The sequence below is a fragment of the Archangium gephyra genome (genome assembly GCF_049060025.1).
Taxonomy (GTDB): domain Bacteria; phylum Myxococcota; class Myxococcia; order Myxococcales; family Myxococcaceae; genus Archangium; species Archangium gephyra_A.
Genome location: NZ_JBMEQQ010000002.1, coordinates 8791386 through 8816063, shown reverse-complemented (window position 1 = coordinate 8816063; position 24678 = coordinate 8791386). Strand labels below are relative to the sequence as shown.

Annotated in this window: 21 protein-coding genes and 3 pseudogenes; 13 read left to right on the top strand and 11 right to left on the bottom strand. The window is 69.2% G+C overall.

All coding sequences use genetic code 11. The features are described from left to right. The first annotated feature begins 2 nt into the window (after window positions 1-2). From ACN28I_RS38540 to ACN28I_RS38530, 3 genes are all read left to right on the top strand, one after another. Window positions 3-293, top strand: a complete 291-nt coding sequence (locus tag ACN28I_RS38540; protein ID WP_420946881.1) for a YkgJ family cysteine cluster protein — start codon at window positions 3-5, stop codon at window positions 291-293. A 13-nt stretch (window positions 294-306) separates the two neighbouring features. Then, complete coding sequence (locus ACN28I_RS38535; protein WP_420946880.1) at window positions 307-1293, top strand: hydrolase; 987 nt, start codon at window positions 307-309, stop codon at window positions 1291-1293. Between the two features lie 341 nt (window positions 1294-1634). Continuing rightward, a complete protein-coding gene (locus ACN28I_RS38530) occupies window positions 1635-2105 on the top strand; it encodes a hypothetical protein (RefSeq protein WP_420946879.1) in 471 nt (156 codons plus the stop codon). Window positions 2106-2130: 25 nt separating this feature from the next. Here ACN28I_RS38530 and ACN28I_RS38525 read toward each other — a convergent pair whose 3' ends face one another. Further along, window positions 2131-2538: a DNA-binding response regulator gene (locus tag ACN28I_RS38525; protein ID WP_420946878.1), complete on the bottom strand. Its 408-nt coding sequence runs from the start codon at window positions 2536-2538 to the stop codon at window positions 2131-2133. 333 nt (window positions 2539-2871) lie between these two features. Between ACN28I_RS38525 and ACN28I_RS38520 the strand changes: the two genes are divergently transcribed. Together ACN28I_RS38520 and ACN28I_RS38515 are read left to right on the top strand one after the other, a co-directional pair. Further along, entirely contained in the window at window positions 2872-4257 is a 1386-nt protein-coding gene (locus tag ACN28I_RS38520; RefSeq protein WP_420946877.1) for a DEAD/DEAH box helicase family protein, read from the top strand. Then, a pseudogene (locus ACN28I_RS38515) lies at window positions 4251-5436 on the top strand (DUF790 family protein). The gene ACN28I_RS38520 and the pseudogene ACN28I_RS38515 overlap by 7 nt, the downstream one beginning before the upstream one ends. Before the next feature lie 14 nt (window positions 5437-5450). Here the strand turns inward: ACN28I_RS38515 and ACN28I_RS38510 are convergent. After that, window positions 5451-5744: a helix-turn-helix transcriptional regulator gene (locus ACN28I_RS38510; protein WP_420946876.1), complete on the bottom strand. Its 294-nt coding sequence runs from the start codon at window positions 5742-5744 to the stop codon at window positions 5451-5453. Between the two features lie 203 nt (window positions 5745-5947). Between ACN28I_RS38510 and ACN28I_RS38505 the strand changes: the two genes are divergently transcribed. Beyond that, window positions 5948-6316 carry a response regulator gene (locus tag ACN28I_RS38505; protein WP_420946875.1) on the top strand — a complete coding sequence of 123 codons (369 nt, stop codon included), beginning with the start codon at window positions 5948-5950 and terminating at the stop codon, window positions 6314-6316. Window positions 6317-6331: 15 nt separating this feature from the next. On the opposite strand, the gene ACN28I_RS38500 is transcribed toward ACN28I_RS38505, so the two are convergent. Beyond that, complete coding sequence (locus ACN28I_RS38500) at window positions 6332-6547, bottom strand: MbtH family protein (protein WP_420946874.1); 216 nt, start codon at window positions 6545-6547, stop codon at window positions 6332-6334. A gap of 179 nt (window positions 6548-6726) precedes the next feature. Then, window positions 6727-9849: an AAA domain-containing protein gene (locus ACN28I_RS38495; RefSeq protein WP_420946873.1), complete on the bottom strand. Its 3123-nt coding sequence runs from the start codon at window positions 9847-9849 to the stop codon at window positions 6727-6729. A gap of 274 nt (window positions 9850-10123) precedes the next feature. Between ACN28I_RS38495 and ACN28I_RS38490 the strand changes: the two genes are divergently transcribed. After that, window positions 10124-10948 carry a metallophosphoesterase family protein gene (locus ACN28I_RS38490; RefSeq protein ID WP_420948796.1) on the top strand — a complete coding sequence of 275 codons (825 nt, stop codon included), beginning with the start codon at window positions 10124-10126 and terminating at the stop codon, window positions 10946-10948. 168 nt (window positions 10949-11116) lie between these two features. Here the strand turns inward: ACN28I_RS38490 and ACN28I_RS38485 are convergent, their stop codons facing one another. The 4 genes from ACN28I_RS38485 to ACN28I_RS38470 form a co-directional block, all read right to left on the bottom strand. Beyond that, a complete protein-coding gene (locus ACN28I_RS38485) occupies window positions 11117-12103 on the bottom strand; it encodes a hypothetical protein (RefSeq protein WP_420946872.1) in 987 nt (328 codons plus the stop codon). A gap of 58 nt (window positions 12104-12161) precedes the next feature. Further along, entirely contained in the window at window positions 12162-13289 is a 1128-nt protein-coding gene (locus ACN28I_RS38480; RefSeq protein WP_420946871.1) for a hypothetical protein, read from the bottom strand. Between the two features lie 84 nt (window positions 13290-13373). Continuing rightward, window positions 13374-14417 (bottom strand): hypothetical protein, encoded by a 1044-nt coding sequence (locus tag ACN28I_RS38475; protein ID WP_420946870.1) that lies wholly within the window; start codon window positions 14415-14417, stop codon window positions 13374-13376. After that, entirely contained in the window at window positions 14401-14871 is a 471-nt protein-coding gene (locus ACN28I_RS38470) for a hypothetical protein (protein ID WP_420946869.1), read from the bottom strand. The genes ACN28I_RS38475 and ACN28I_RS38470 overlap by 17 nt, the downstream gene beginning before the upstream one ends. Before the next feature lie 156 nt (window positions 14872-15027). On the opposite strand from ACN28I_RS38470, the gene ACN28I_RS38465 reads away from it, so the two are divergent. From ACN28I_RS38465 to ACN28I_RS38455, 3 genes and pseudogenes are all read left to right on the top strand, one after another. After that, on the top strand, window positions 15028-15966 hold the full coding sequence (locus tag ACN28I_RS38465) for a TraB/GumN family protein (protein ID WP_420946868.1): 939 nt from the start codon (window positions 15028-15030) through the stop codon (window positions 15964-15966). A 35-nt stretch (window positions 15967-16001) separates the two neighbouring features. After that, window positions 16002-16919: pseudogene (locus ACN28I_RS38460) on the top strand (serine/threonine protein kinase); the annotation flags it as partial. A gap of 37 nt (window positions 16920-16956) precedes the next feature. Continuing rightward, window positions 16957-17721: a serine/threonine-protein kinase gene (locus ACN28I_RS38455; protein WP_420946867.1), complete on the top strand. Its 765-nt coding sequence runs from the start codon at window positions 16957-16959 to the stop codon at window positions 17719-17721. Between the two features lie 199 nt (window positions 17722-17920). Here ACN28I_RS38455 and ACN28I_RS38450 read toward each other — a convergent pair whose 3' ends face one another. After that, window positions 17921-20491 carry an NACHT domain-containing protein gene (locus ACN28I_RS38450; RefSeq protein WP_420946866.1) on the bottom strand — a complete coding sequence of 857 codons (2571 nt, stop codon included), beginning with the start codon at window positions 20489-20491 and terminating at the stop codon, window positions 17921-17923. 486 nt (window positions 20492-20977) lie between these two features. Between ACN28I_RS38450 and ACN28I_RS38445 the strand changes: the two genes are divergently transcribed. The 3 genes from ACN28I_RS38445 (at window position 20978) to ACN28I_RS38435 (ending at window position 23499) form a co-directional block, all read left to right on the top strand. After that, entirely contained in the window at window positions 20978-21169 is a 192-nt protein-coding gene (locus ACN28I_RS38445) for a hypothetical protein (protein ID WP_420946865.1), read from the top strand. A 104-nt stretch (window positions 21170-21273) separates the two neighbouring features. After that, window positions 21274-22425: a sensor histidine kinase gene (locus ACN28I_RS38440; RefSeq protein WP_420946864.1), complete on the top strand. Its 1152-nt coding sequence runs from the start codon at window positions 21274-21276 to the stop codon at window positions 22423-22425. Window positions 22426-22488: 63 nt separating this feature from the next. Next, window positions 22489-23499: a zinc-dependent alcohol dehydrogenase family protein gene (locus ACN28I_RS38435; RefSeq protein WP_420946863.1), complete on the top strand. Its 1011-nt coding sequence runs from the start codon at window positions 22489-22491 to the stop codon at window positions 23497-23499. A 23-nt stretch (window positions 23500-23522) separates the two neighbouring features. On the opposite strand, the gene ACN28I_RS38430 is transcribed toward ACN28I_RS38435, so the two are convergent. Both ACN28I_RS38430 and ACN28I_RS38425 read right to left on the bottom strand, forming a co-directional pair. Then, window positions 23523-24131, bottom strand: a complete 609-nt coding sequence (locus tag ACN28I_RS38430) for an MsnO8 family LLM class oxidoreductase (RefSeq protein ID WP_420946862.1) — start codon at window positions 24129-24131, stop codon at window positions 23523-23525. A 37-nt stretch (window positions 24132-24168) separates the two neighbouring features. Continuing rightward, window positions 24169-24540 (bottom strand): annotated as a pseudogene (locus tag ACN28I_RS38425) (MsnO8 family LLM class oxidoreductase); the annotation flags it as partial. Between the last annotated feature and the right edge of the window lie 138 nt (window positions 24541-24678).

Below are 24678 nucleotides of genomic sequence, written 5' to 3'. Positions count from 1 at the left end.
CCATGGAATGCACCCGCTGTGGCGCCTGCTGCGTGGCGCCGGACATCGCCGCCCTCGACAAGCCCCTGGGCGTGCGCTGCCCCCACCTCACCGCCGACAACCTCTGCTCCGTGTATGACCGGCGCCCGGACGTCTGCCGCAGCTACCAGGCCGACGAGGTCTGCCGCCTCATCGAGGCCCCCACCCTCGAGGAGCGTGTGGGCAAGTACCTCGCCCTCTTCGAGCTGTCCGATGAGGCCGCGTCCGCCCAGGCACGTGGCTGTTCCTCCATGCGCAAGGCCCGCCGCGGGTGATATCCCCCCGCCCGTGTCCTTCCAACCCTCCGAGCCCTTCGCTCCCGCGCGCGGCCTCGCCTCGCCCCACGCGCAGACCATCTTCGCCTCGCTCGTGCGCCCCACGCACGCGCCTCCCCTGAAGCGCGAGCGCTGGGAGCTGCCCGATGGGGACTTCGTCGATCTCGACACCTTCGACGGCCCCCAGGGCGCCCCCCACGTCGTCACCCTCCACGGCCTGGAGGGCTCCTCGCGCTCCGGCTACATCACCGCCATCCTCCGCGGCGCCGCCGAGCGCGGCTGGGGTGCCACCGCCATCAACTTCCGCTCCTGCAGCGGTGAGCCCAACCGGCTCGCCCGCTCCTACCACTCGGGCGACATCGGCGATGCGCTCTCCGTGCTCAAGCACCTGCGCGCACGCCTCACCGGCCCCATCTACGCGGTGGGTTTCTCCCTGGGCGCCAACGTGCTGCTGCGGCTCATGGAGGAGACGGGAGAGAACTCGTTCGTGGACGCCGCCGCCGCCGTGAGCGCCCCCTTCAACCTGGGCGTCTGCGCCGACACGCTCGACGGGCCCGGCCCCTTCCAGCGCCTCTACCGCGGCCGCTTCCTGCGCACCCTCAAGAGCAAGGCGCGCGAGAAGCTCCGCCGCTTCCCCGGTGTCTTCGACGGCGCCGCCATGGAGCGCGCCACCACCATCCGCGGCTTCGACGACGCCGTCACCGCTCCGCTCCACGGCTTCCGCGACGCCTCCCACTACTACGCCGAGGCCTCCTCGGGGCCGCGTCTCCACGCCATCCGCCGCCCCACCCTGCTGCTGAGCGCCAAGGATGACCCGATGATTCCCGCCTCCACCCTCCCGAGGAACGTGGAGGCCAACCCCGTGCTGCACGCCGCCGTCACCGAGCACGGAGGCCACGTGGGCTTCGTCGCGGGCAGCCCCTTGTCCCCGTCCTACTGGGGCGAGGCCCAGGTGCTGGCCTTCTTCGCCACCCGCAATGCGAACACCCGGCCGGTGTGACCCGGCCGGGCTTCCACACAGGGCGACCCCTCGCCCTCCCCACCCACCTACCCCGCGACGGGCGGTCCATCCGCCCCCAACCCCCGCACCACCGCCCCGTCGCGAGGCCCCCCACGGTACCGCCCACCCAACCCCGTCCCACCCCGTCCAGCAGCACCGCCCCGTCCTGCGCAGGGAGGCATGAGCACATGCCGTGCCGACGCCCTCGCACGGGCGCGCTCCTCGTGATTCCAGGGGGTTGAGCCACCGTCCCGGAGGCGGGACTCGGAGGGGGGCTCCGGGGGCCGGAAAAAACTCCGTGGAGAGGGAAAAACCTTTCCCAACCGCACTACAACCCGGCCATGAACCTCCCACCCTGTGGCCTGTACCGCACCCGCAGCGCGCTCGGCACACACATCCCCGCGGGGCGGCTCGTCTACTTCCACAACCATGGGGATCCGGGCCCCGGCCTCTACCTGCCCAGCGGCTGGGCAGCCAACCGGGCTCGCTGGCACGCGCGGGGCACGCCGCTGCCGGACGCCACCTGGGCCGAGCACCTCGAGCCCCTGCCTCCCGAGGGCCTCTACCGCGTCCTCTCCTCCTTCCCCTGCTGCGCCAAACGCTGCCGCATCTTCGAGCCGGAGCAGCTCGTCCAGCTCGGCTACACCGGCGACGCCCAGGCCCTCCTCTTCCTGCCCGAGTGGACCGAGCAGGGCCTCACCGTGCCCACCACCGGCGCCCGCGTGGAGCGCGAGCACCTGGAGAAGCTCGCCCTGCTGAAGGTGGCCCGCAGTGAGTCCGCCCCGGCCGCGGGCGACGGTCTGCTGCACTGATACGGGCCCCCGGCGGCGTGCTGGCTCAGGCCTCGCCGGTGGGCGGGCGGAGCATCCGCAGCAGGTGCTGGGCCAACAGGTCGCGCGTGGCCCGCTGCAGCTCGCTGAGCAGCACGTGGAGGCCCTCGGCCGAGCCGTCGCGCACGTCGCGCACGCGCTCCTCGCTGCCGTCGAAGACGCGCAGGCGTCCCGGCACCAGGGTGATGAGCGGCTGGCGCGGGTGGCGCCGCTTGAGCAACCCCAGCAGCAAGGGCTGGTCCTCGTCCGGCCGGCGCGCGTCCACCACCACCAGGGCGGGCTCCTCTTCGGCGATGGAGTCCAGGGCCTCGTCCGCGTCCGCCATGGCGATGACGGACAGGCCCGGCTCCGCCAGGAGGCGGGAGATCAACTCCCGGGAGGGGCGATGCGGGCTGAGGATGACGATGCGGCGCATGGAGATGAAGGAAGGGTAGGCGCTTCAGCCAAGGCCCGCCACGCATCCTTCTCCCGGGAATGACCTGAGACGGTGAGGGGTTGTCCGGGCCCTCGCCGCCTCGCCCGCACCCCACCTCGGACGGCGGGCCAGGAGGGACACCCTGGACGTCCCGAGGCGCAAGGGCCGGGAATGTCCGATTCCGGACATTGTTGCGCCTCCCTGCCTGTAAAGCCCCTGTCAGGCTCCTCCCCGGGCATCCTGCGGACCGAGACTGAACCAACCTCGAAAGTCACACTCTGGCGTAGGCTCGGAGATCGGGTTACTCCCGCCTATTCCCCCGTTCCCGACCTGATGGCCACCGAGCTCCACTTCGACTGCGGCACCCTGGTGGCGCCCACGCTGCCGGACGACGACGCCCTGCGCGCCGTGTTCCAGCGGGACACGCGCACCGGGGTGTACCGGGCCGCGGCGCGGCACTACCGGCAGGTGGTGCTGCGGCTGCGCGAGCTGGGCCAGCCCTACGAGGACCGGGCGAAGCGCTTCGAGCCGCTGGAGGTGGCGCTGGCCACGCCCATCGAGCCCTTCCCCCACCAGAAGGCGGCGCTGGAGGCGTGGAGCGGCGCGGGTGGGCGGGGCCTGGTGGAGCTGCCCACGGGCGCGGGCAAGACGCTGCTGGCGGTGCTGGCCATCGCCCGGGTGAAGCGGCCGACCCTGGTGGTCGTCCCCACGCTCGACTTGATGACGCAGTGGCAGGGCGTGCTGTCCAAGCACCTGGGCCTGCCGGTGGGGATGCTGGGCGGCGGGGTGAGTGACCGGCAGCCGCTGACGGTAACGACGTACGACTCGGCGGCGATGCAGACGGAGTTCCACGGCAACCGCTTCGGCTTCCTCATCTGCGACGAGTGCCACCACCTGCCCGCGCCCAGCTACCGCTTCATCGCCGAGGGCTCGCTGGCGCCGTACCGGCTGGGCCTCACCGCCACGCTGGAGCGCACCGACGGCGGCGAGCGCGTGTGCGAGGAGCTGCTGGGGCCGCTGGTGCACCGCACGGACATCCGCGAGCTGCAGGGCCGCTACCTGGCTCCGTACGAGGTGCGCCGGGTGGAGGTGCCGCTCACGCCCGGGGAGCAGGCGCGGCATGACGAGGCCCGCGCGCGCTACCTCGCCTTCATCCGCCAGCGGGGCATCCGCTTCGACGTGCCGGAGGGCTGGGCGCGCTTCCTCGCGGAGAGCCAGCGCACGGAAGAGGGCCGCGCGGCGTACCGGGGCTACCGGGAGCAGCGCCGCATCGCCCTCACCTCGAGCGCGAAGCAGGACGTGCTGTGGCGGATCCTCCTGGAGCACCGCGAGGACCGCGTCATCGTCTTCACCGACGACAACGAGACGGTGTACACGCTGGCGCGGCGGCTGCTGCTGCCGGCGCTCACGCACCACACGCCCGTGCCCGAGCGCAAGGCGCTGCTCGGCGCCTTCGCCAGCGGGGAGCTGCCGGTGCTGCTCACCTCGCGGGTGCTCAACGAGGGCGTGGACGTACCGGAGGCGCGGGTGGGCGTGGTGCTCAGCGGCAGTGGCAGCGTGCGCGAGCACGTGCAGCGGTTGGGACGAATCCTCCGCCAGCGCCCGGGCAAGCGCGCGCTCCTGTACGAGGTGTGCTCGGCGCAGACGGCCGAGGCCTCCATCAGCGAGCGGCGGCGCCAGCACCGGGCCTACCAGGACGAGGAGGGCGAGGCGTGCTGACGCGCGAGCTGCTCCTCTTCCGCGTGCGTGACGGGAAGCTGCGCCCCTCCTTCGTGAAGCGGGAGGACGCCGCGCTGCGCACCCTCGCCACGGAGCTCGATCGCCGAGGTGGCGGCGGGCGTCGGGCGCTCTCGCGACGAGGTGGAGGAGACGCTCGCGCTCCGGGCCGGCGCGCACACGCGGCCCAAGGTGGCGCGGGGGCTGGTGAAGCTGCTGGTGGACCGGATGCTCTTCGACGAGCCCTCGGAGGGCATCTCCGAGGCACGCGCCGCGGCCTTCCGCGAGGCGGCCCGGGTGCTGCGCTCGCTGCCCGCGGACGCGACGGTGGAAACCTACGAAGCCCGGCTGTCGGAGGCCTTCCCGCGCCCGTTGCCGGAGCTGCGCGAGGCCCTCTACGCCGACCTTCCCGGTCATCGCCGGCTGAACGGCTGGGAGGCACTGACGGCCCCGGAGCTGCTGGATCGCTACAACCTGGCGCTGGCGCAGGGCCCCCTCTTCGAGGCGCGGCGGCTGACGCTGCGGGCGAAGGCGCCGGAGTTGCTGCGGGTGCGCAAGGTGCTGCGCTGGCTGAAGTTCTGCCGGCTGGTGGCCGAGGTGCGGCGCGAGGGCGAGGACTGGCTGCTGGAGGTGGAGGGCCCCGGGGCCATGCTCGCGCTGCAGAAGAAATACGGGCTGCAACTGGCGAGCTTCCTGTCCGTGGTGCCGGTGCTGAAGTACTGGCAGCTCACCGCCTCCCTGGAGAGCCCGCGGCGCCGGGTGACGCTGGTGCTGGACGAGAAGGATCCGCTGGTGTCACCGCACGGCACGGCGCTGGGCCACATTCCGCCCGAGGTGGCCACGCTGGCCGAGGGCTTCGACGACGAGGACTGGGAGATGGACCTGCTGCCCCTGCCCCGCCATATGGGAGCGGCCGGGTTGTGCGTGCCGGATCTCACGTTCCGTCACAAACAGACGGGGCGCGAGGTGGCGCTGGAATTGTTCCACGCGTGGCATGCGGGCCCGTTGTCGAGGAGAATGGAGGAGCTGCGCTCGCGGCCGGATGCGGGACTGCTGCTGGGGGTGGATCGGGCGCTGGCGAAGGATGCCCAGGCACGCGCGCTGTTGGAGGCACACCCGCAGGTGGTGCTCTTCCATGGATTCCCATCGGCGAAGCGGCTGCGCGCGAGGCTCTCACCGTGAGACAGTCACCTTCCCTACCCGTTCTTCTGCCCCAGGTGCGCGGCCACGAGGCTGAGCACCCGGAGCGAGTTGCGATCCAACTGGCGGGCGCGCCGCAGCAGGCGGCGCAGCTCCGCGGGCTCACTGACCTCCGGGGAGGGAGGCGGAGGCGTCCAGGGAATGGGGTTCTCGGTGGTGAGGCCCAGGGCCTCGTCCGCGGAAAGGGCGAGCACGGCGCACAGCTTGCGGAAGGTGGGGACGCTCGGAAGCATGTTGCCTCGCTCCAGCCGCCCGTACACCTCCGTGGCGATGCCTATCCGCTCCGCCACGTCTTCCTGTGTAAGGTTGAGGCGCTGCCGGGCTGCGCGAGCGCTCTCTCCCAACCTGGTTGCGAGCTTTTTTGCCATTGTCCCGGGACCCGAGTGGTTCACCGGTGGCAATATGACTCGGGAGGTTGGTTTCCCAGGACGACTGGGGTAGTATCTCCGTCCGAGGACCCGTCACGTTACATACCGGCTGCTGGAGGTCCCGGATGACCGTGGACGCCCTTCCCTCCTACCTTTTCGTCGACGAGGATCCGCTGCAGCTCTCCGCGCTGCGCAGGCTCCTGCGGGACATGCCCGGCACCAAGCGCGTGGCGACGAGCGGTGAAGAGGCGCTGCGGATGGCGGAGGAAGAAGCGCCCTCGGTCGTCATCGCCGCGTATATCCTTCCGGGCATGGACGGGCTGTCCTTGTTGGCGGCGCTCCGGGCCCGCACCCCGCATCTGCTGTGCGGCCTGCATACCACCCAGTTCCCGTCGCGGGACATCATTCCGCCCCATGTCACCGTGCTGCTCAAGCCCTGCCCGCCCGAGCGGCTGCGCGCCTTCCTGATGTCGGGCCCGGCCGCTCCGAAGTGAGCGGGAGCGGGCCCTTCACGAGCCCTTCGCCTCCTCCATCTTCTTGCGCAGGCTGAGCGGACGCATGTCCGTCCACACCTGCTTGATGTGCTCGAGGCACTCGGCCTTGGTGCCCGACTTGCCAGCGTCCTTCCAGCCGGGGGCGTTGTCCCGATCGGCCGGCCAGATGGAGTACTGCTCCTCGTGGTTCACCACGACCTTGTACTGCTGCGTGTCCTCGGTGTCGCTCATGCCTCCAATTTCACCCGGCGGGCCCGGGGGGGTCAATGGGGGCATGAGGGGTGGTTGCAGGGGACACCCCGCCAACCTCGGAGGTTGGGCCGGAAGCGCGGAGGGCGGCGAAATCGTAGGACCCAGCAGGTTGGAAACCGGGCGGATGACCCAGCCGCACCTGGCAGGTCTTGTCCGGCTCACCGGGAGCCGCGGGCGAGCGCCCGCGCGTACTCCAGGGCGGCGCGGGTGAAGCGGGCCCCGGAGAGCCCGCTCACGTACTGGCGCACCATGGCCCGCGTGGCGCCCACGTAGAAAAGCGCGCGGCGCGTGCGCTCCAGCTCTCGCTCGGTGCGCCCCGGCCGGGCCTCCATCCACGACATGTCGTCCAGCGCGTCCACGCCGCAGAAGAACACCACCGGGCTCTCGTGCCCCTTGCACGAGAAGGCCGTCGTCACCCGGAAGTAGTCCACCTTGCCCACGCTGAAGCCCGAGACGTCCTGCCCGTTGCGCCCGCCGAAGGCCACCGCCTTCAGGCCCTCGCGCTCCAGGGCCTCGGCCAGCCGCGCCGGCCGCACCGGCGCCACCACCAGCACGTCCGAGGGCCGCACGCCCTCCTCCTGGCCCAGCCGCTTCACCTCGCGCACCAGCCACGCCTCCTCCGCCTGCGCCGAGTCGAAGGCCCTCACCACCGGCGCCACGCCCTCGCGCTCGGTGGCCTGCAGCCGGTACAGCCCATCCACTCCCGGCACCGGCTCCTCCAGCAGGCCCTGCTCGCGCAGCTCGTGGGCACGCATGAACTCGCGCATGCCGGGGTTGGCCACCCGGTGCAGCCCGAGCGGATCCAACACCACGTTGAAGGCCAGCTCGGACACCTGGCGCGTGGAGCGGAAGGCCTCGTGCAGCACGCGCACCCGGCCGGTGAAGTCGAGCCCGTCCGGCAGCTCCTTGCGCAGGGCCTCCACGGCGCTGTTGCCGTACACGTTCTGCGAGTCGTCCGCGAAGAGCAGGAAGGCCTTGAGCCGGGGCCCCTCGCCGCGCGAGAGCGGACGGGCCAGCGCGTACAGGTGCGCGAGCTCCGGGGCGCTCAGGTCCTGCGCCTCGTCCACGAAGACGGCATCGAAGCTCTCCGGCGCGAAGGAGCCCGTGCCCGTCACGTGCATGAGCGTCACCCGCTGTGTCATCAGCGGCGCCCGCTTGCCGAGCCGCTGCCGCATGGCCGCCACCAACAGCCGCGAGAGCAGCGGTGTCAGCGCCTTGTTGAAGAAGGACACCAGCACCCGCGCGTCGGGGTGCTCGGCGAGGTAGCGCGCCACCCACTGCGCCATCACGTACGTCTTCCCGCTGCCGGCCACTCCGCGCACCAGGTGGTGCCCGTCGTCGAAGCGGCGCTCGAAGAGAGCCACCTGCTCCTGGGTGAAGAGCGGCCCCATGCTCCGCAGCGAATCAATCTCCTGGCCGAGGGCCTCGGGCCGCCGGGCCGCCTGCGCGCGCACGCCCGGCATCACCAGCAGCGGCTGCAGCGAGAAGCGGGGCTCCAGGGTGGGCGCCACGGGCGTCAGCAGCTCCAGGAGCTGCGAGGGAATGGCGGCCTCGGACTCGGCGCGCGAGGAGAGGACGAAGAGGTACTCGCGGGCGCGGCTGGCGGCCACGTTGAGCATGGGGGTGAGCTCGCTCGGGGCGAAGGGACGCCCGGCGGCCACGGTGTCCACCACGACGACGTCGTACTCGGTGCCCTGCTGCCGGTGGATGGTGGAGGCCTGGAAGCGCGACTCGCTCCACCCCTTCTGCTGTGCCAACGCACGCAGCAGCGCCGCCTGCGCCCGGTACGGCGTCACCGCCAGCACCTTGAGCCCCGCCTTCAGCGCGGGCGCGGCCAGCGCCACCACCATCTCCGCGGAGAAGGGCCGCCGGTAACCCCGGCCGGACTCGCCCCGCTCGTGGCAGATGCGGCGAGCGTCCCGCGTGGCCTCGTCCAGCACCACCCAGCAGGCGCGCGCCGCCGGGTACACGTCCACCGTCTTCGGCTGGCGGGTGCGCGGGCCCTCGCCGTCCTCCAGCATCCCCGCGTAGCAGAAGTGGCTCACCACGGAGCCGATTTGAGGGTGCATGCGGTGCTGCGTCCGCAGGAGCAGCACGTGCGAGGACTCCGTCGCCGCCTTCGCGTCCTCCAGGTGCGACAGCGGGGAGCTGCGCATCCACGTCTGCACCGGCCGCTCCACGCCCTCCAGCGCCTGGCTCACCGGGCCGATCTGCTTCGGGTCTCCGCCCAGCAGCACCTTGCGCGCCATCGGCGCCAGCAGCCCCACGGCCGCGCGCGACACCATGCCCGCCTCGTCCACCACCAGCCGGTCGAAACGCTCGGCGCCCTCCAGCTCGGAGACGAGCCGCAGCGCGCGGTGCACGGTGAGCACCATGAGGGTGGCGTGCCCCTCCCGGGCGACGAACAGTGTCTCGTCCGTGAGGCCGTCGCGCACCTTGCGCAGCTCCGCCTTCACGGTGGCCAGCCGCGAGGGAGGCGCGCCCTCGAGGTACTCGCGGCGCACGCGCTCCTCCATGTACTCGATGCGCGCCGCCTGCTTCTGGTAGCGCGAGTCCTGGAGGACGGCGGGGAAGGCGTTCGTCAGCTCGGGGCCCACGCCGATGCCGCCCCGGAAGATGCGGCACGTGGTGTCCGGTGCGTGGAGGGCTCCGGCCTTGGACAGCATGCGCGCCACGCGCAGCGCGAGCGTGTCGGCGGCGCGGTTGGTGGGCGCCACCGCGAGGATGCGCTCCTTGGGATTGCGCTGAATCGCCTGCGCGAGCAGCCGCGCCACCGTCTCCGTCTTGCCCGTGCCCGGAGGCCCCCAGAGGAGCGCCCAGGGCTTCTCCCAGAGGTCCTCGGGCCCGGGCGAGGGGCCCGCTCCGTCGTCGGGGATGATGCCGCGGACGCGGTCCAGGGCCTCGCGCACCCGGGAGCCACGCGCGTCGTAGGCCCGCGAGGCCGAGAGGAGCGCCTCGGAGAAGTCATAGGGCTGGAAGGCCCACCGGTCCGCGGAGATGACCTCGGGCGGGATGTGGCTCAGCGAGCGCGTGGAGAGGAAGACCCGTCCATTCGTGGGGTCCACGTGGACGATCTCCCCCACGAATCTGCGCTCGTCCGGGAGGAAGCCGATGAGCTGGCCTCCACCCCAACCGGCATCCGCGGCGGGCCTCGGGGTGAGGCCGAGCATCGACTCGTCCTCCAGCCGCACGTCCTCGGCGCCCTTGAGCATCACCCAGCGGTACAGAAGGCGCTCGCTCTCCAACGCCGACAGCAGATCCTCCGGCAACACCGAGCGCACGACGAGGTCGGCGGGCTCCTGGGTGGGAGCCGGGGATTGGGGAGCCTGGGGAGCAGGCTTCCGGGCATGACGTGCCTGGGCTGACTCGTTCGCCATTCGGAAGGCCGGAGCGGAAGCCCCATGGTGCCTGGAGGACGCGCGAAGGAAAAGCCGGGGGGCTCCGCGCCATCACGCCTGCTCGGGCAAGGGATCGCCCCCGCTTCTATTCTTCCTTCATGCGCAACGGAGACACGGCTTGGGAGTCCAGTATTGTGGACGGTCCGTGCCCCCCACCATGAAGCTCTACGCCCTCAGTGATCTCCACGTGCGCTACGAGCACAACCGCAAGGCGCTCGAGTCGATCGCCCCCCATCCGGAGGACTGGATCATCGTCGCCGGGGACGTGGGCGAGACGCTGGAGCACATGGACTTCGCCTGGCGCACGCTGACGGAGCGCTTCCAGAAGGTGGTGTGGGTGCCCGGCAACCACGAGCTGTGGACGCTGACGCGCGAGCAGCCCGCCCTCCGAGGCGAGGCCCGCTACCAGCGGCTCGTGGAGCACTGCCGCTCGTACGGCGTGCTCACGCCCGAGGACCCGTACGTCCGCTGGCCGGGCGAGGGGCCGCACCGGGTGCTGGTGCCGATGTTCCTGCTCTACGACTACTCGTTCCGCCCGGACCACGTGGCCGAGCAGGACGCCATCGCGTGGGCGATGGAGCACCACATCCTGTGCACGGACGAGGCGGTGCTGCACCCGGACCCGTACCCGAGCCGGTCCGCGTGGTGCGCGGCGCGCGTGGAGCAGACGCTCGCCCGGCTGGAGAGCCTGCCGGCGGACTGCTCCACCATCCTCATCAACCACTTCCCGCTGCGCTACGAGCACGTGCGCCTGCCGCGCATCCCCCGCTTCTCCATCTGGTGCGGCACGAAGAAGACGGAGGACTGGCACCTGCGCTTCCGGGCCGAGGTCGTCGTCAGCGGCCACCTCCACATGCCCGCCACGCTGTGGCGCGACGGGGTGCGCTTCGAGGAGGCCTCGCTCGGCTATCCCCAGCAGTGGAGCTGGCGCGGCGACATCTCGCGCTGCCTCAGGGAAGTCCTCCCCGGCCGCACGAGCTAAGCCAGCGGAAGTAAGTTCTTTCAGGGGTGCTCTTGCAGGAAAGCACGGGGCGCCTTCCGGCCGCGCGGTGTGCCGACTGGTCCAACAATCGGACCAGTTGCTCCCCATCGCGGCCGGAACCTCTGCCCCTGACAGGACTTACCCCTCCTGGCTTAGTGCGGAGAGCGCTCAGCGGCGTTTGCCGGCCTTCTTCGGCGCGGGCCAGGCGAAGCTGTACTCGTACTGCTTGACCTCCTCGCGCTCCTTGTCCGCGATTACCACCTTCGACACCTCGGACCTGCGCGCGCTGAAGGGGCGCATCGTGGCGGTGTCCATCACGACCTCCATGCTGGAGACGCGGCGCGCCGACTTGACCATCTCATCGAAATCCGGCGGCTCCTTGTCCTGCGTGCCCGCGGCCTGAAACACCTGCGCCATGGTAGCCACCATCGCCTTGCGGAAGGGCTCGCCGTCGAGCACCGACTCGAACTCCAGGCGCACCGCGCCCTTGCGCTCCGCGTCCGGGCCGCGGTTGCGCACCGTCACCGCACTCTCCACGGGCCCCGAGGGCATCTGCACCTCCATCGCGGCCGAGCGCTCCTCGCCAGCAGGCAGGTCCAGGCCTACCCACGCTCCCACCCACGCGTTCCAGAATTCGCTCGTGATCTGCTTCATCTGCTGATCCATCCCCGACCGCGCGAACATCGTGCGCATCTGCTCGCGCTTGTCCTCGGGATACATCTTGTAGAGGCGCTCCATGAGCTCCTCCATTCCCACCACGTCCACCAGCACGCCCTCGGCCGAGAGCACCAGCGTGGGAATGGCACCCGCGAGCGCCGTGGCCTCCTTGAGCCCCGGGGGGGGCGGACCCTTCGTGAGGTCGCGCCCATCCATCTCCAGGAGCTGGTAGTTGTCGATCTTCAACTCGTACCCGCCGCCCTTGCGCGCCGACAGCACCGCGTCGTAACGCGCCGCCGCGCGCTTCCCCTTCTTGAAGGTGCGCTCGGTCACCGTCACCCGCGACGGCACGGGCCAGGCGAAGCGCAACGCCGACGCGGGCGCGGAGGCGGGGGCCGCCGCGGGAGTCCCCGCGTCGGGGGCGACATCGGACTGGCGGGCGGCGAGGGCGGGGCCGGCCGTGAACAGCAGCACGGCCAGGGAGAGCACGAAGCGCATCGGGACTTCCTCGGGAAATGCCGGGTGAGCGCGCGGATATAGCACCTGGCCTCGAAGATCAGGACTGCTCTCCGCCCAGCATTCGCGCCCAGGGCGGAGGGCCCGGGGGCGGCGCTTCCTTGTCGGACTCCTTGATGAGCCTGCCGAGCACGCTGTCCATCATGGAGCTCAGCACCCGGTCCGCGGAGAAGCCGATCGCCACCGAGAGCACCATGCGTGCGAAGAAGGCGGCCTGCTCGGAGTTCACCACGATCTGGATGAGGGCCGGGGAGATCCGCTCGGCGGGAGCGACGACCACGGCCAACAACAGCCCGGCCTGATCGAGCATGACGAAGAAGAGGGCCGCGAAGGCCCCGATCTGGGGTTTGACGAACAGGTAATAGACATAATACCGGGCGGTGGCCCCCATCGAGACGACGAAGCGCTCCTTCGAGAGCATGTTGGAGAGGATGGCGCCCGCCATTCCGAACATGATGAAGGCGCTGAGATCCCCGGGCCGGAAGCGCGTCAGCTCCTTGGAGAACAGACCCTGTTGGAAGAGGAGGGCCACGAGGAAGAGCCCCAGCAGCAGCAGGGCACTCAGGATCTGGATGGAGATGTTGAGGGAGAGCTGCCGGAAGCTCTTGTCGGACTGCACGTTCAGCAGGTTCAACGCGCCCCGGAGGACGTGCCTGCAACGCAGGAGCTGCTCATCCGTGAGCCCCTGCGTCACCGGGGGGACCTCCGTGGGCATCAGGTAGAGCCCGAGCATTTGGACCGCCTTGCGCAGGGGGCCTGGCTCCTGGCTCGTGCCCAACCAGAGCTCTTTCAGGAGCGGATTGGAGACCTTCTGCTCGAAACGTTGCCGCACCTCCAGCGCCCGGGTGGCCAGGAGCTGCTCGGGTAGGACGAGCAGCAGCAGCGCGTCGACATGATGGATGAGGGCCCAGAAGGAGAAGGGGCGCTTCACCCGCCGGTCGAGGCTGTTCCTGGCCAGCTCCAGCTCCTGGCGGCACTGCTCGAGGATGACCTGGTCCTGCGCCGTCAGGCCGGGACGGTTGGCGCACAGCAGGAGCAGGGCCGCGTTGCCCTCCAGCTTGTCCCAGAGGAACTGGGTGGCGCATAGGCCCCCCTTGCGCTTCCGGAAGCGGGCGAGTTCGAGGAGCGGGACTTGTCCCAGTGGGGGAGTGCTTTGCACGGTGGCCATGAGGGTGACGTGACCATGGCCGCGGAAGACAACAAGGCCCTTGCTCCCACCCACGGGAGTGCGGAAGCACCACCGTGGGGCCTGCTACCGCCGCGAGGCCCGCGAGTCCCCCTGCTCCACGGACGGCTGGAGCGAGTGCTCCCGGGCACCGGGGCGGTCCAGCCCCCGGCTCACCGCGGGCAGCGACGCGGTGACTGCGCCCACGTAGAAGATGCCGTGGTAGCCCTCCTTGTTCCGCTTGTCGAAGCAGTGCACGAAGAAGCGGTCTCCGTTGTCCTTGCCGCGCGCGGGCCGCACGCCGCAGTCCAGCTTCTGCTTCTTGCCCTCCACCGAGCAGATCCACGCCGTGCCGCTGTCGTAGGCCATGTCCAGCGCCAGCACGCTCTCGATCTTCCCGGACAGCAGCAGCCCCATGGGCCGGTAGATGGGGTCCCACGGCAACCCGATGAGGGTGCGCGGGTGGATGTTGCCGGACACCACCAGGAAGAAACGTCCCGGCGCCTGGCGCACCTGCGAGAGGACCGTGGCGGCCATGGCGTCCTCGTGCTTCTGGCCCTGCAGCCCGGGATGGTCGTACACGAAGGCGTCCACGTCCAACCCCTGGGCACGCAGCTTGCGCAACTGCTCCAGCAGGTTCGCCATGGCCTCGCTGCTCCGCCCATCCTGATAGGGGTTGCGCCAGAAGGGCGCCTCCATCAGCTTCATCCAGTCCTCCTGCGTGCCGCCACCGCGGATGAAGGCGGCCACGCGCTGCTGGCTCTCCACCGGCAGCTCCAACCCCACCGTCACGGGCGTTCCATTGGCGGCCGTCTGGCAGGCGCTCTGCGCGAGGAAGCGCGGCACCTCCTGCGTGCCGTGCAGCTCGCCCAGCAGCAGGACCCGCCCGGGCTTCACCTCGGGTGGCAGACCGATGATGGGCGCTCCGCACTCCACCGCCACCGCCGGGACGGGCGCCGCCTCCGGCACCACCGCCTTCGCGGCCTCCGTCTCCTTCCCGGACTCCTTCTTCGCCAGCCTGGGCGCCACCGCCTGGAACAGCTTCCACTCCATCACCAGGTCGCGCGAGCCCTGCGCCGAGCCGCTCGCGATGGCGTTCTCCCCTCGCGGGCGGTCATTGAAATCGGCCATGCCCTCGATGTCGAAGGTGGGCGTGCCCCCGTTCTGGTTCTGCCTGGACCACCCATCCTCCGACCCATTCCGGTTCGCTCCCTCCCCGTTGTCGCCCACCGTCGGGTCCATGCCCCAGGAGAAGCTCATCCCCCGCGGAGGCCAGCGTCCTGTTGGCGCTCCGGGTGATACGGATGATCCACACCTTGCCGCGCGTGGGCGTCTCGCGTTTGCCCAGCACCAGGTAGCGGTGCCAGTAGCCCGCCACCTTCGAGCCCCCGAACTCCTCGCGCCACTCCGTCTGCAGCACGAAGCTGCCCTTGTCCTCGCGGAAGGGCAGCTGGTTGTCCGTGAAGAACCGCCGGACGGAGGGCCAGAGCTCCTCCAGCGGAGCGTCGTAGATGGCCTCCTCGTTCGGAATCCCCCACCCATTCAGCCCCGCGGCACAGCCGGCCAGCAGGAACAGGAGCCCCATTGAAACAAGCCTCACCAGGCGCATCCGAAGTCCCTCCGTTGGAACGACCTGCTTTCGCCAGATGAACGGGCCAGCAGGGGGGGCATATCGGCGGGACTTCGCGTGCGCGGCCGTCCGCTTCCAGCCATGATGCGCGGAACCTTCCACGGACTGAACATGCGCCCGACCCGACTGCTCCTGCTCTTTCTCTCCCTCCTCGGTACCGCCTGCGCCACGACCACCGCGGAGCGCCCCGCCTCCACACCGGCCTCCGGCGCCGTGGCCGAGCGCCGCGCCTTCCTCTGGGAGGTGACGCGTCCCGGCGCTCCGGACAAGCCGCTCTACCTCACCGGCTCCGTGCACCTGGGCAGGCCCGGCCAGTTCGTCTTCCCGCCGTCCCTGGAGGCCGCGTTCGCGCGCTCGCAGACGCTGGTGGTGGAGCTGGACCCGGACAAGGCCGACAAGGCGCAGACCCAGCAGCTCATCCTGAGCCTGGGCACCTACGCGCCTCCCGACGGGCTGAGCGCGCACCTGAGCGCCGAGACGAAGGCTCTCCTGCCCAAGGCGCTCGAGCAGGTGGGCATCCCCGCGGCCGCCGTCGAGCGCATGCGGCCCTGGCTGCTGTCCATCACCCTGTCCGTCCTGGAGATGCAGAAGGCCGGCTATTCGGAGGGGGGCGGTATCGACCGGATGCTGCTGAACAAGGCGCGCGGCACCCAGCGCATCGTGGAGCTGGAGACGATCGACTCGCAGATGCGCATGCTCGCCGGCCTTCCCGAGACGGTGCAGGATCTCATGCTGCGCGATCAGCTCCAGCAGGGCTCGCAGACGGCCGTCAGCATGGCGACCGTGGCCACCGCCTGGGAAGGCGGCAACCCCGACGCCCTGGCCCATGTCCTCTTCGAGCGGGCGGACGACCCCACCTACCAGCCCTTCTACGAGGCCCTCTTCTACACCCGCAACCGGCAGATGACGGACAAGGTGGCCGCGATGCTCGACCTGCCCGAGACGCACTTCGTGGTGGTGGGCGCCGGGCACCTGGTGGGAGAGGAAGGCATCCTCTCGCTGCTGACCCGCGAGGGCTTCCAGGTGCGCCAGCTCCCCCGCGAACCCTGAGACAGGATTCGCCTTGCCGCCACGGCTGCAAGAGAATGAGGCCGCCCATGCCTCACTCGGATCCTCCAGGTAGCGCGGCCCCCCTTGGCACGCAGTTGCTCGCGGAGCACTTCCGGGCGGACGCCGCCGCCCGCGAAGCCACCGTGACGCGGTTCATCAGCCTGGTGGCCTGTCTCTTCACCTGCTCCACGCTCGGATTGGGAGCCATGATTGGCTGGCCCCGCGCCCTGTCCGTCGCGGGGCTGTGTGCCTTCTTCGCCATCTACTACGGGTGGCTCTCCCGGCGGCTGCGGCGCGGCTGGTTCCACCCCGCCATCCTCTGGGTCAACGTCGGCCTGGAGACCACCACCGGCGCGTTCCTCTTCGTCTGCGACGTCCTCTTCGGGAATGCCGAGCAGGCGCTGACCAACCCCATGGCCGTCCTCTGGACGGCGGCCATCGTGCTCGCGGCCCTGCGCGGCAGCCGCGGCGTGGCCCTCTTCGCCGGTGGCCTCGTGGCCGCCCAGACGGTGCTGCTCTACTTCCTGCTGGCCTGGCCCCGGCTCGCCGAGCCCGTTCCCATGATGCTCACCCCGCCGCTCGTCCTGCTGCGGGCCGTCTACTACTTCGTCATCGGATGGCTGGCGGCGCTCGTGGCCGGCTACCTCACGCAGAGGGCCGAGGAGGCGCTGCACGCCATCCGCGCGAAGGAGCTGCTGGGCAAGTACTTCCTCCACGAGCGGCTGGGGGTGGGGGGCATGGCGGAGGTGTTCCGCGCCACCTACAGCCCGGAGGGAGGCTTCGAGAAGGGGGTGGCCATCAAGCGCATCCTCCCGGCCTACGCGGAGGACGAGGACTTCGTGACGCTCTTCCGCCGCGAGGCGGAGCTGGGCTCGCTGCTCAACCACCCCAACATCGTCCAGGTGCTCGACGTGGGCCGGTTCGGGGACACCTACTTCATGGCCATGGAGCACATCGACGGCATGTCCCTGCGCGAGCTGCTCAAGAGCCATGGGCCGCTCCCGCCCGCGGTGGTGGCCTACCTCGGAGCCGAGCCTCGGCGAGGCGCTCGACTACGTGCACCGGCGCACCTCGAGCGAGGGCCTTCCGCTGAACCTCGTCCACCGCGACGTGAATCCCCCCAACATCCTCCTGTCGCGCATTGGCGAGGTGAAGCTGGGGGACTTCGGGGTGGCCCGGGCGGCCATCCACGTCCGGCTCACCCAGGCGGACCGGGTGCGCGGCAAGCTGGGCTACCTCGCCCCGGAGCAGGCCCGCGGCCAGCCCTTCGATGGGCGCGCGGACCTCTTCGCGCTCGGCCTCACGCTGCACGAGGCGCTCACGGGACGGCGCGTCTTCCAGGACGAGGATGTCTCCGACTCGGTGCGCAGCGCCCCCCCTCCCTTCCTCGTGCCGCCCTCGGTCCAGCGCCCGGAAGTCCCTCCCGAGCTGGATGCCGCCATCATGGAGCTGCTCCAGTGGCGGGTGGAGGACCGCACGCCCCGGGGCCAGCGGCTGCGCGAGCAGCTCTGCGCCATCACGGGAGCACTCGCGCCCCATCCTCACGGGCAGAGGGAGCTGGCCCGCCTCGTCCAGGAAGCCCTCGCGCGCAAGGGGAGCCACGCACCGGTGCGGAGCACGGAGCAGAAGACCCGGCTGGAGCGCACCCCGCTGCGCGCCCCGGACGAGGAGCCCACGGCGGTCCTGCCAGGCGGAGGAGCGCTCGCCCCCGGGCTGATGGGGGCTCCCGCCAGGGAGGAACCCAGGGATGACTAAACGTTCCTGACAAAACCGGTATAGCGCCCCGGCGTCTAACGGGCTCAACAGCGGTCGAGGCGGTTTTGTTAGGGACTAAGGCTATCCCCGGAGCATGGTCATTCCATGGCCGGGAGACTGGATTTGAACCCTGAGCCTATTGGATCCCGCTCCCATGCGCTGGGGCTGCCAGCGGGAATCAACGGTTCGCATCCTATCGTCATCCCTCAGCCGAGCCCGTAGCCATTGGAGCCCTTTCCCTGACAAGCCGGATCCCCTCCCATTCGGGCAGTACGCCTGTCTCGCGAGCCAACAACACTTGAAGTGCGCAGTGGGCTCTACGCACCACCTCGTCTTCCACACGAAGCCGTTGACCGACAGCGATTGCCAGCGTAGCCAGTCGATGTGTGTACTGACGCCAAGCCTGCCGGACTTCAAGCGGTGTGCACGCCTGCCGGACACCAAGGAGCATGGTGAGTAGGGTGAGCGTCCCATCTATCTTGCCCGAAGGCAACTCTTTGGCCGATGCCACGACACTCGCGACCTTGGTGAAATCATTTTTCTCGCCAGCCGCCACAAGCGAATCCAGGTGCTCGGACCAATCCTTTCCGATGTATTTATGCATTACCTTACTTGCCTGTTTAGTATTATCCCAGAAGGAGCCGAACACGCTCAAAACGGCACTAATGGCCTCTTCATTAGCAGGTGAAGATAAGGTTCGGTCTAGGGAGCAGATATAGGCAACGCCAAACGTATTCACCAGAAATTCAACAAGCCTCATATCGAGCAATAAATCCGTCTTGTCGCGCCATGCCCCAGACTCGTGTTGCACGGCAACGAGAAACAATCTCACGTATTTTGTAAGACCGAATCCCCTACTAGTGACCAGTCTCTCCAGAGGCCCTGCATGTCGGTGTTCCTTTTCAATTTCCGCCATCAACTGCTCAGGAGCTGGGAGGTCGAGTGCAGTGAGAGCATCAGAGGGAGTGGGCACTACCAGCACATGGTCCAGCAATGCAGTTGGAGTTGGACCCACCAAGCTGAAGATATTTCCATCCCTGCACCAAGTCATCAGCCCGGCGCCCTCCAGCGGAAGATATTCTTGAGCCTCGGCGACAGTCGGGAGGCGGAAGATGCCTCCTCCCGCCCGGCGGGAGTTCAACCACCCAGCGAACGCTTGGGCATCCTCCGCTCTGATGCCGGAGATGGGAGTCGTGGCTAGCCCTGGTGGATGGTGATGAGCGATCCAGTGGTCCGGCTGGTGATACCGGCGCTGAAGGCGCATGTCGTCCAGGAATGCCTGGTATTCAGCGCAGCTGATATATTGCAGATCAATGGCGCGCCGGTCATCAATTCCTTTCATCCGTTGGATGCGGCGAGTCAAGCTCGCTTCAGCGGCGAGGCGCTTGCGCTCAGGGCTTGGAGACTCGATGGCGGCGTTCAACGTCTCCTCTGCTTCGCGGCGGATAGCGGGTTCAATTTCGCGGGCCTCCTCCAGGAGTTCGCTCGCGAGTGCAAGTGCTGGAATGCTGTCATCTTGCAGGCAGGTCTTCAGCAGCGCGGAGGCGTCGCCCTGCGCGGCATAGAGGCGCAGGACTTCATGCCGCCAACTGTCCTGAAGCATGGAGGCCCAATTCTGGACGCCTCCCTTGGTTCGAAGATGGGCGGCAGCCAAGTACTCTTGGAAGGTCAGGTGAGCAAATCCCCAACGGTCGTTTTCACGCTCAACGACGAGCCCACTCCTAGCCTGCAGGTCCGTGAGAAAGTTCTCGGCGTACTTGGCGTTAACACCCACGCGAGCAAGTGGGGCGCGCACGACCTTCATGATCTCTGCCTGCCGCAACTCCGTTACTCGCAGCTCCATCATGTGGGCGGCGAGCGGCTCGAGCACTACGCGCAGCTGCGATGCGGTCAGGGGGCTGGAGAGTCCCTTTGCAGCGTTCCAATGCCCCAGAAGTACATCACAAATCTCCGCGTACAGCTCAACTCTGCGATCCGGGAGCGCGTTTCGTGAGCTGTGGACAACTGCGACCATCGTCAGAAGCAGTGGATTGCGAGTGAGCACATCGAGGGCGGGACGCATCCTCAGGTGTTCAAGGAGTTCATGGGCCTGGGCTCCCGCACGTCGTTTCACGCCCTCATCCACATAGTTGCCAGACCTCGCGATCTCATTGGAAAGGTACCAATTGCGGATGAAGATGGCGACCTGTTCGGTCCCAAAGGGCTGCGTCTCAAGGACATGGGCCCGGGTGAGCGGTGCATCCCGATAACCTTGAGGCCGAGACGTGACGATGAAGAAGGACTGGGGATAGGCGGTAATCTGTTTATCTACCCATGCGGAAACTTGAACCCGGTCCCGCTCATTGGCGACTTCGTCTAGCCCATCGAGAAGGACGATGCACCTGCCCGAGGAGAGTTGACGTTCGAACCACGCAGGAGGCGGTGATGGCAATCCCTCCCGCTTAGAGAAAAGGCTCTGGGCCAGCGATCCCAGCGTGGGGGGATTCTCTGAAGCGATGACTTTTGCGTGGTCGCGAAGAAACAGCAGCAGAGGTGTGTAGGCCGGTAGGCGATACCGGCGCTGGCGGTTGGCAGCGAAGGTCAGTGCGACGTTCTGCAGTAGGGTGCTTTTTCCCGAGCCTGGAGTTCCGATGATTGCCAACCCCACGGCCTGCTCCTGTGCTGTCTCCCGGATGAAGTCCCAAACGGAGCGTCCAAGGGAAGACTCCGTCTGGGAGAAGGGGTCGAGCCGCGCCTGATGAGTGCTGTTGGGTGCGACGCGGAGTTCCACGAATACACGCTCCAGCCAGAGGGCATGGGATCCCTGGCTGCGCAGGCCGCGCACATTGAGCACTCGATGCTCATAAATAACGTGTCGGGTGTACCGGCGGCGGTACCGGCTGAAGAGGTTCAAGGCCCCGGCGCGGATTGTATCGGTTGCAGCGGTAACGACCCCCGGTTCCAGGTTGGCCCAGACCTTTTGTGTCACCCGGAGCGCTACGAGCAGAAATTCATATAAAGCCAGGGTGGCAAGGGCACGGACGGGTCGGTCCCGTATCTGCGACAGAAGCGCATCGCTCCCCCCTGAAGTGAGGAGCGCTCCGCCAAGTAGCGGGAGTTGTGCGAGAGCCCAGATGAGGGGACCTTTGATCTGAGAATCCATATGCTGACATGCCAGGGCTTACCTGGGTGCTGTCGGAACCCCGTGGAAGATTGATCGCTCGGTAACGGATACGGTGGGAGCATATCGCTGGAACCGAGCGACTTCTCCTGAGTCGTGGACCCTGACCAGGAAGCCCTCGCGCGCAAGGGGAGCCACGCGCCGGCGCGGAGCACGGAGCAGACCCGGCTGGAGCGCACCCCGCTGCGCGCCTCGGACGAGGAGCCCACGGCGGTCCTGCCAGGCGGAGGAGCGCTCGCCCCCGGGCTGATGGGGGCTCCCGCCAGGGAGGAACCTCGCGAGGATTGAGCCGAGGGGCGGGCGGGCGCCGCCGGGCCACATGGCCACGGAGGACCCGGCCCTGGTATCATCGCACCGGGGGGCGGCGTTGACTTGACGGGAGTCCCCACGAGATGTCCGCGAGTGAAGTTCCTCACCCTGGAGGGCCCCCTCCTCCTTCACCCTACGAAGCGCTCGAGGAGCTGCTGCGTGTGGTGCTCGGCCTCACCGACAGCCTCGTCTTCGAGTTCGATGCCGAGGGCCGCTACCTCTCGGCGTGGACCCCCTCCGACTCGCTGCTGGTGCTGCCCCGGGATGCGTTCCTGGGACGCCACATCTCCGAGGTGATGGATCCCCAGACGGCCGCGCTGACCCTGGAGAGCATCCAGCGCGTGCTGGCCCGGGGACAGCCGGATCGTTTCGAGTACTCGGTGGAGGTGGAGGGCGGGCGCCGCTGGTTCAGCGCCGATGCCATGCAGGTGCCCCTCCGTCCGGGCGTGGCCTTCCTGGTCCGGGACATCACCCGGCAGAAGACGCTCGAGCTGAGCCTGGTCCAGGCGGACCGGCTGGCGGCCCTGGGGACGCTGGCCGCGGGGGTGGCGCACGAGGTGAACAATCCCCTGGGCTACATCTCCTCCAACCTCAACTTCATCGAGGAGGGGCTGGCCGAGTTCCGGCAGGCCCTGGCGGGAGAGCCCGGCCTCGCCCGGCTGGCGCGGACGTTGGAGGAGTGCGCGGAGGCGCTCGCCGAGGCGCGGCAAGGCACCACGCGCATCCACAATGTGGTGGGGGACCTGAAGACGTTCGCGCGGGGAGAGGACACGGGCCCGGAGGAGGAATGGGCGGATGTCCGCCGGGCGCTGGAGATGTCGATCAAGATGGCCATGCCGGAGCTCCGGCACCGGGCCCGCGTGGTCTGGCAGCCCGCGGAGGCGCCGCGGGTGCGAGGCAGCGAGTCGCGCCTGGGTCAGGTGTTCCTCAATCTGCTGCTCAACGCCGCCCAGGCCATCCCCGAGGGCGCACCGGGGGAGAACACGGTGGAGGCCCACCTGAAGGCCGAGGACGGCAAGGTGGTGGTGGAGATCCGGGACACCGGCCACGGCATTCCGCCGGAGAACCTCAAGCGCATCTTCGAGCCGTTCTTCACCACCCGGCCCGTGGGTGAGGGGACGGGCCTGGGGCTGGCCATCTGTCACAGCCTCATCATCGCGATGCGGGAGAAGCTCACCGTGGAGAGCACCGTCGGCCAGGGCACCTGCTTCCGCGTGGTGTTGCCCACCACCTGACGCCCGCCCGGCGCCCCTTCGGATTGGGTGGAGATGGCCGGCGGCCCTCGCTAGTCTCTTCCCATGAAGGCTTACGAATTGCACAAGACGGGCGGCCCCGAGGCCTGGGTGCAGGTGGAGCGGCCCGAGCCCAAGCCCGGCCCGGGCCAGGCCCTGGTGCGCATCCGGGCGGTATCGCTGAACTACCGGGACCTGATGATCGCCAAGGGGGGCTACATGCAGCCCTCGACGCGGCCCATCCTCCCCGTGTCGGATGGAGCCGGTGAGGTGGTCGCGGTGGGCACTGGCGTCACCCGCGTGAAGCCCGGCGACCACGTGGCCCCGACCTTCTTCCAGAACTGGACGGACGGCGAGGCGCCGCGGGGCCAGCTCCGGGCGCTCGGCGCGGGGGACATCGACGGCGTGCTGGCCGAGTACGTCACGGTGGACGCGGAGGCGCTCGTGCACCTGCCGGAGGGCTACAGCTTCGAGGAGGGCGCCACCCTGCCCTGCGCGGCCCTCACGGTGTGGCACGCGCTGGTGGCCCAGGGGCACATCCAGAAGGGGCAGACGGTGTTGGCCCAGGGCACGGGCGGCGTCTCCATCTTCGCGCTCCAGTTCGCCCGCATGCTGGGCGCGCGTGTCATCATCACCTCCAGCCAGGACGAGAAGCTGGAGCGCGCACGGGCGCTCGGCGCGGACGGCCTCATCAACTACAAGAAGGTCCCGGACTGGGAAGCGAAGGTCCTGGAGCTGACCGGCGGCAAGGGCGTGGAGCACGTCATCGAGGTGGGTGGCGAGCAGACGCTCCCGAAGTCCGCCCGCGCCGCGGCGGCCGGAGGGCACATCTACCTCATCGGTCTGCTCAGCGGCTCGTTCGGCAAGCCCGACCCCGCCCTCGCCGGGTCCAAGCCCGTCCACTTCGATCAGATCTACGTGGGCAGCCGCGCCATGTTCGAGGACATGAACCGGGCCCTCACCCAGCACAAGGTGAAGCCCGTCATCGACCGGACCTTCCCCTTCGAGCAGGCGCGCGAGGCCCTGCGCTACCTCCAGGACGGCGCCCACTTCGGCAAGGTCGTCATCAAGGTCTGAACCGGCCGTGACGATCTCGAGGGTCACCTGAGCCGTGATGGGGCGAGCAGGTCACGCGCCTCCGCTGCGATCTCGTACGAGCGCAGGCGCGCGGCATGGTCGAAGATCTGGGACGTCACCATGAGCTCGTCGGCGCCGGTGCGGGCGATGAAGGCCTCCAGCCCCCGGCGGACGGTCTCGGGCGAGCCGGCGACCGAGCAGGACAGTGCCTGCTCGAGGCCCGCCTGCTCCACGGGAGACAGCCGCTGCTCGAAGCCGTCCACCGGTGGCTGCAGGGGACCCGGCTGGCCGCGGCGCAGATTGAGGAAGGCCTGCTGGATGGAGGTCATCAACCGGCGGCCCTCCTCGTCCGTATCGGCCGCGAAGACGTTGAAGCCCAGCATGACGTGGGGCCGTTCGAGCTGCTCCGAGGGGCGGAACCGGCTGCGGTAGATGTCGATGGCCTGCATCATGTGGCCCGGCGCGAAGTGCGAGGCGAAGGCGTAGGGCAGGCCCAACGCCGCGGCGAGCTGCGCGCCGAAGAGGCTGGAGCCGAGGATCCAGATGGGGACGTTCAGGCCGGCGCCGGGGACGGCCCGTACCCGCTGGCCGGGCTCGGCGGGGCGGAAGTAGTTCCTGCAGCTCGACGACATCCTGGGGGAAGGTGTCGGCGTCGCTGGCCAGGGTCCGCCGGAGCGCGTGGGAGGTGACCTGATCGGTACCCGGCGCGCGGCCCAGGCCCAGCTCGATGCGTCCCGGGTAGAGCGACTCCAGCGTGCCGAACTGCTCGGCGATCACCAGCGGCGCATGATTGGGCAACATGATGCCTCCGGCGCCGACGCGAATCGTCGAGGTGCCACCGGCCACGTAGCCGATCACCACCGAGGTCGCGGCGCTCGCCACGCCGGTCATGTTGTGGTGCTCGGCCAGCCAGTAGCGGCGGTAGCCCAGCCGCTCGGCGTGGCGGGCGAGGTCGAGCGTGTTGCGCAGGGCCTGGGTGGCGTCCCCCCCTTCGACGATGGGAGAGAGATCGAGGACGGAGAAGGGGATCTTCACTGGCATGGGAGCGTCCCTCGCAGGGAGACCAGGGGAGCGGGCAGAAAGACACGCGATTCCATTGCACCCAATATACGGATGGGCAGGGCGCTGGGCTTCCTCCCGCGTGCGGAATAGAAACGAGCGCGTTACCTCTGGAGCCAC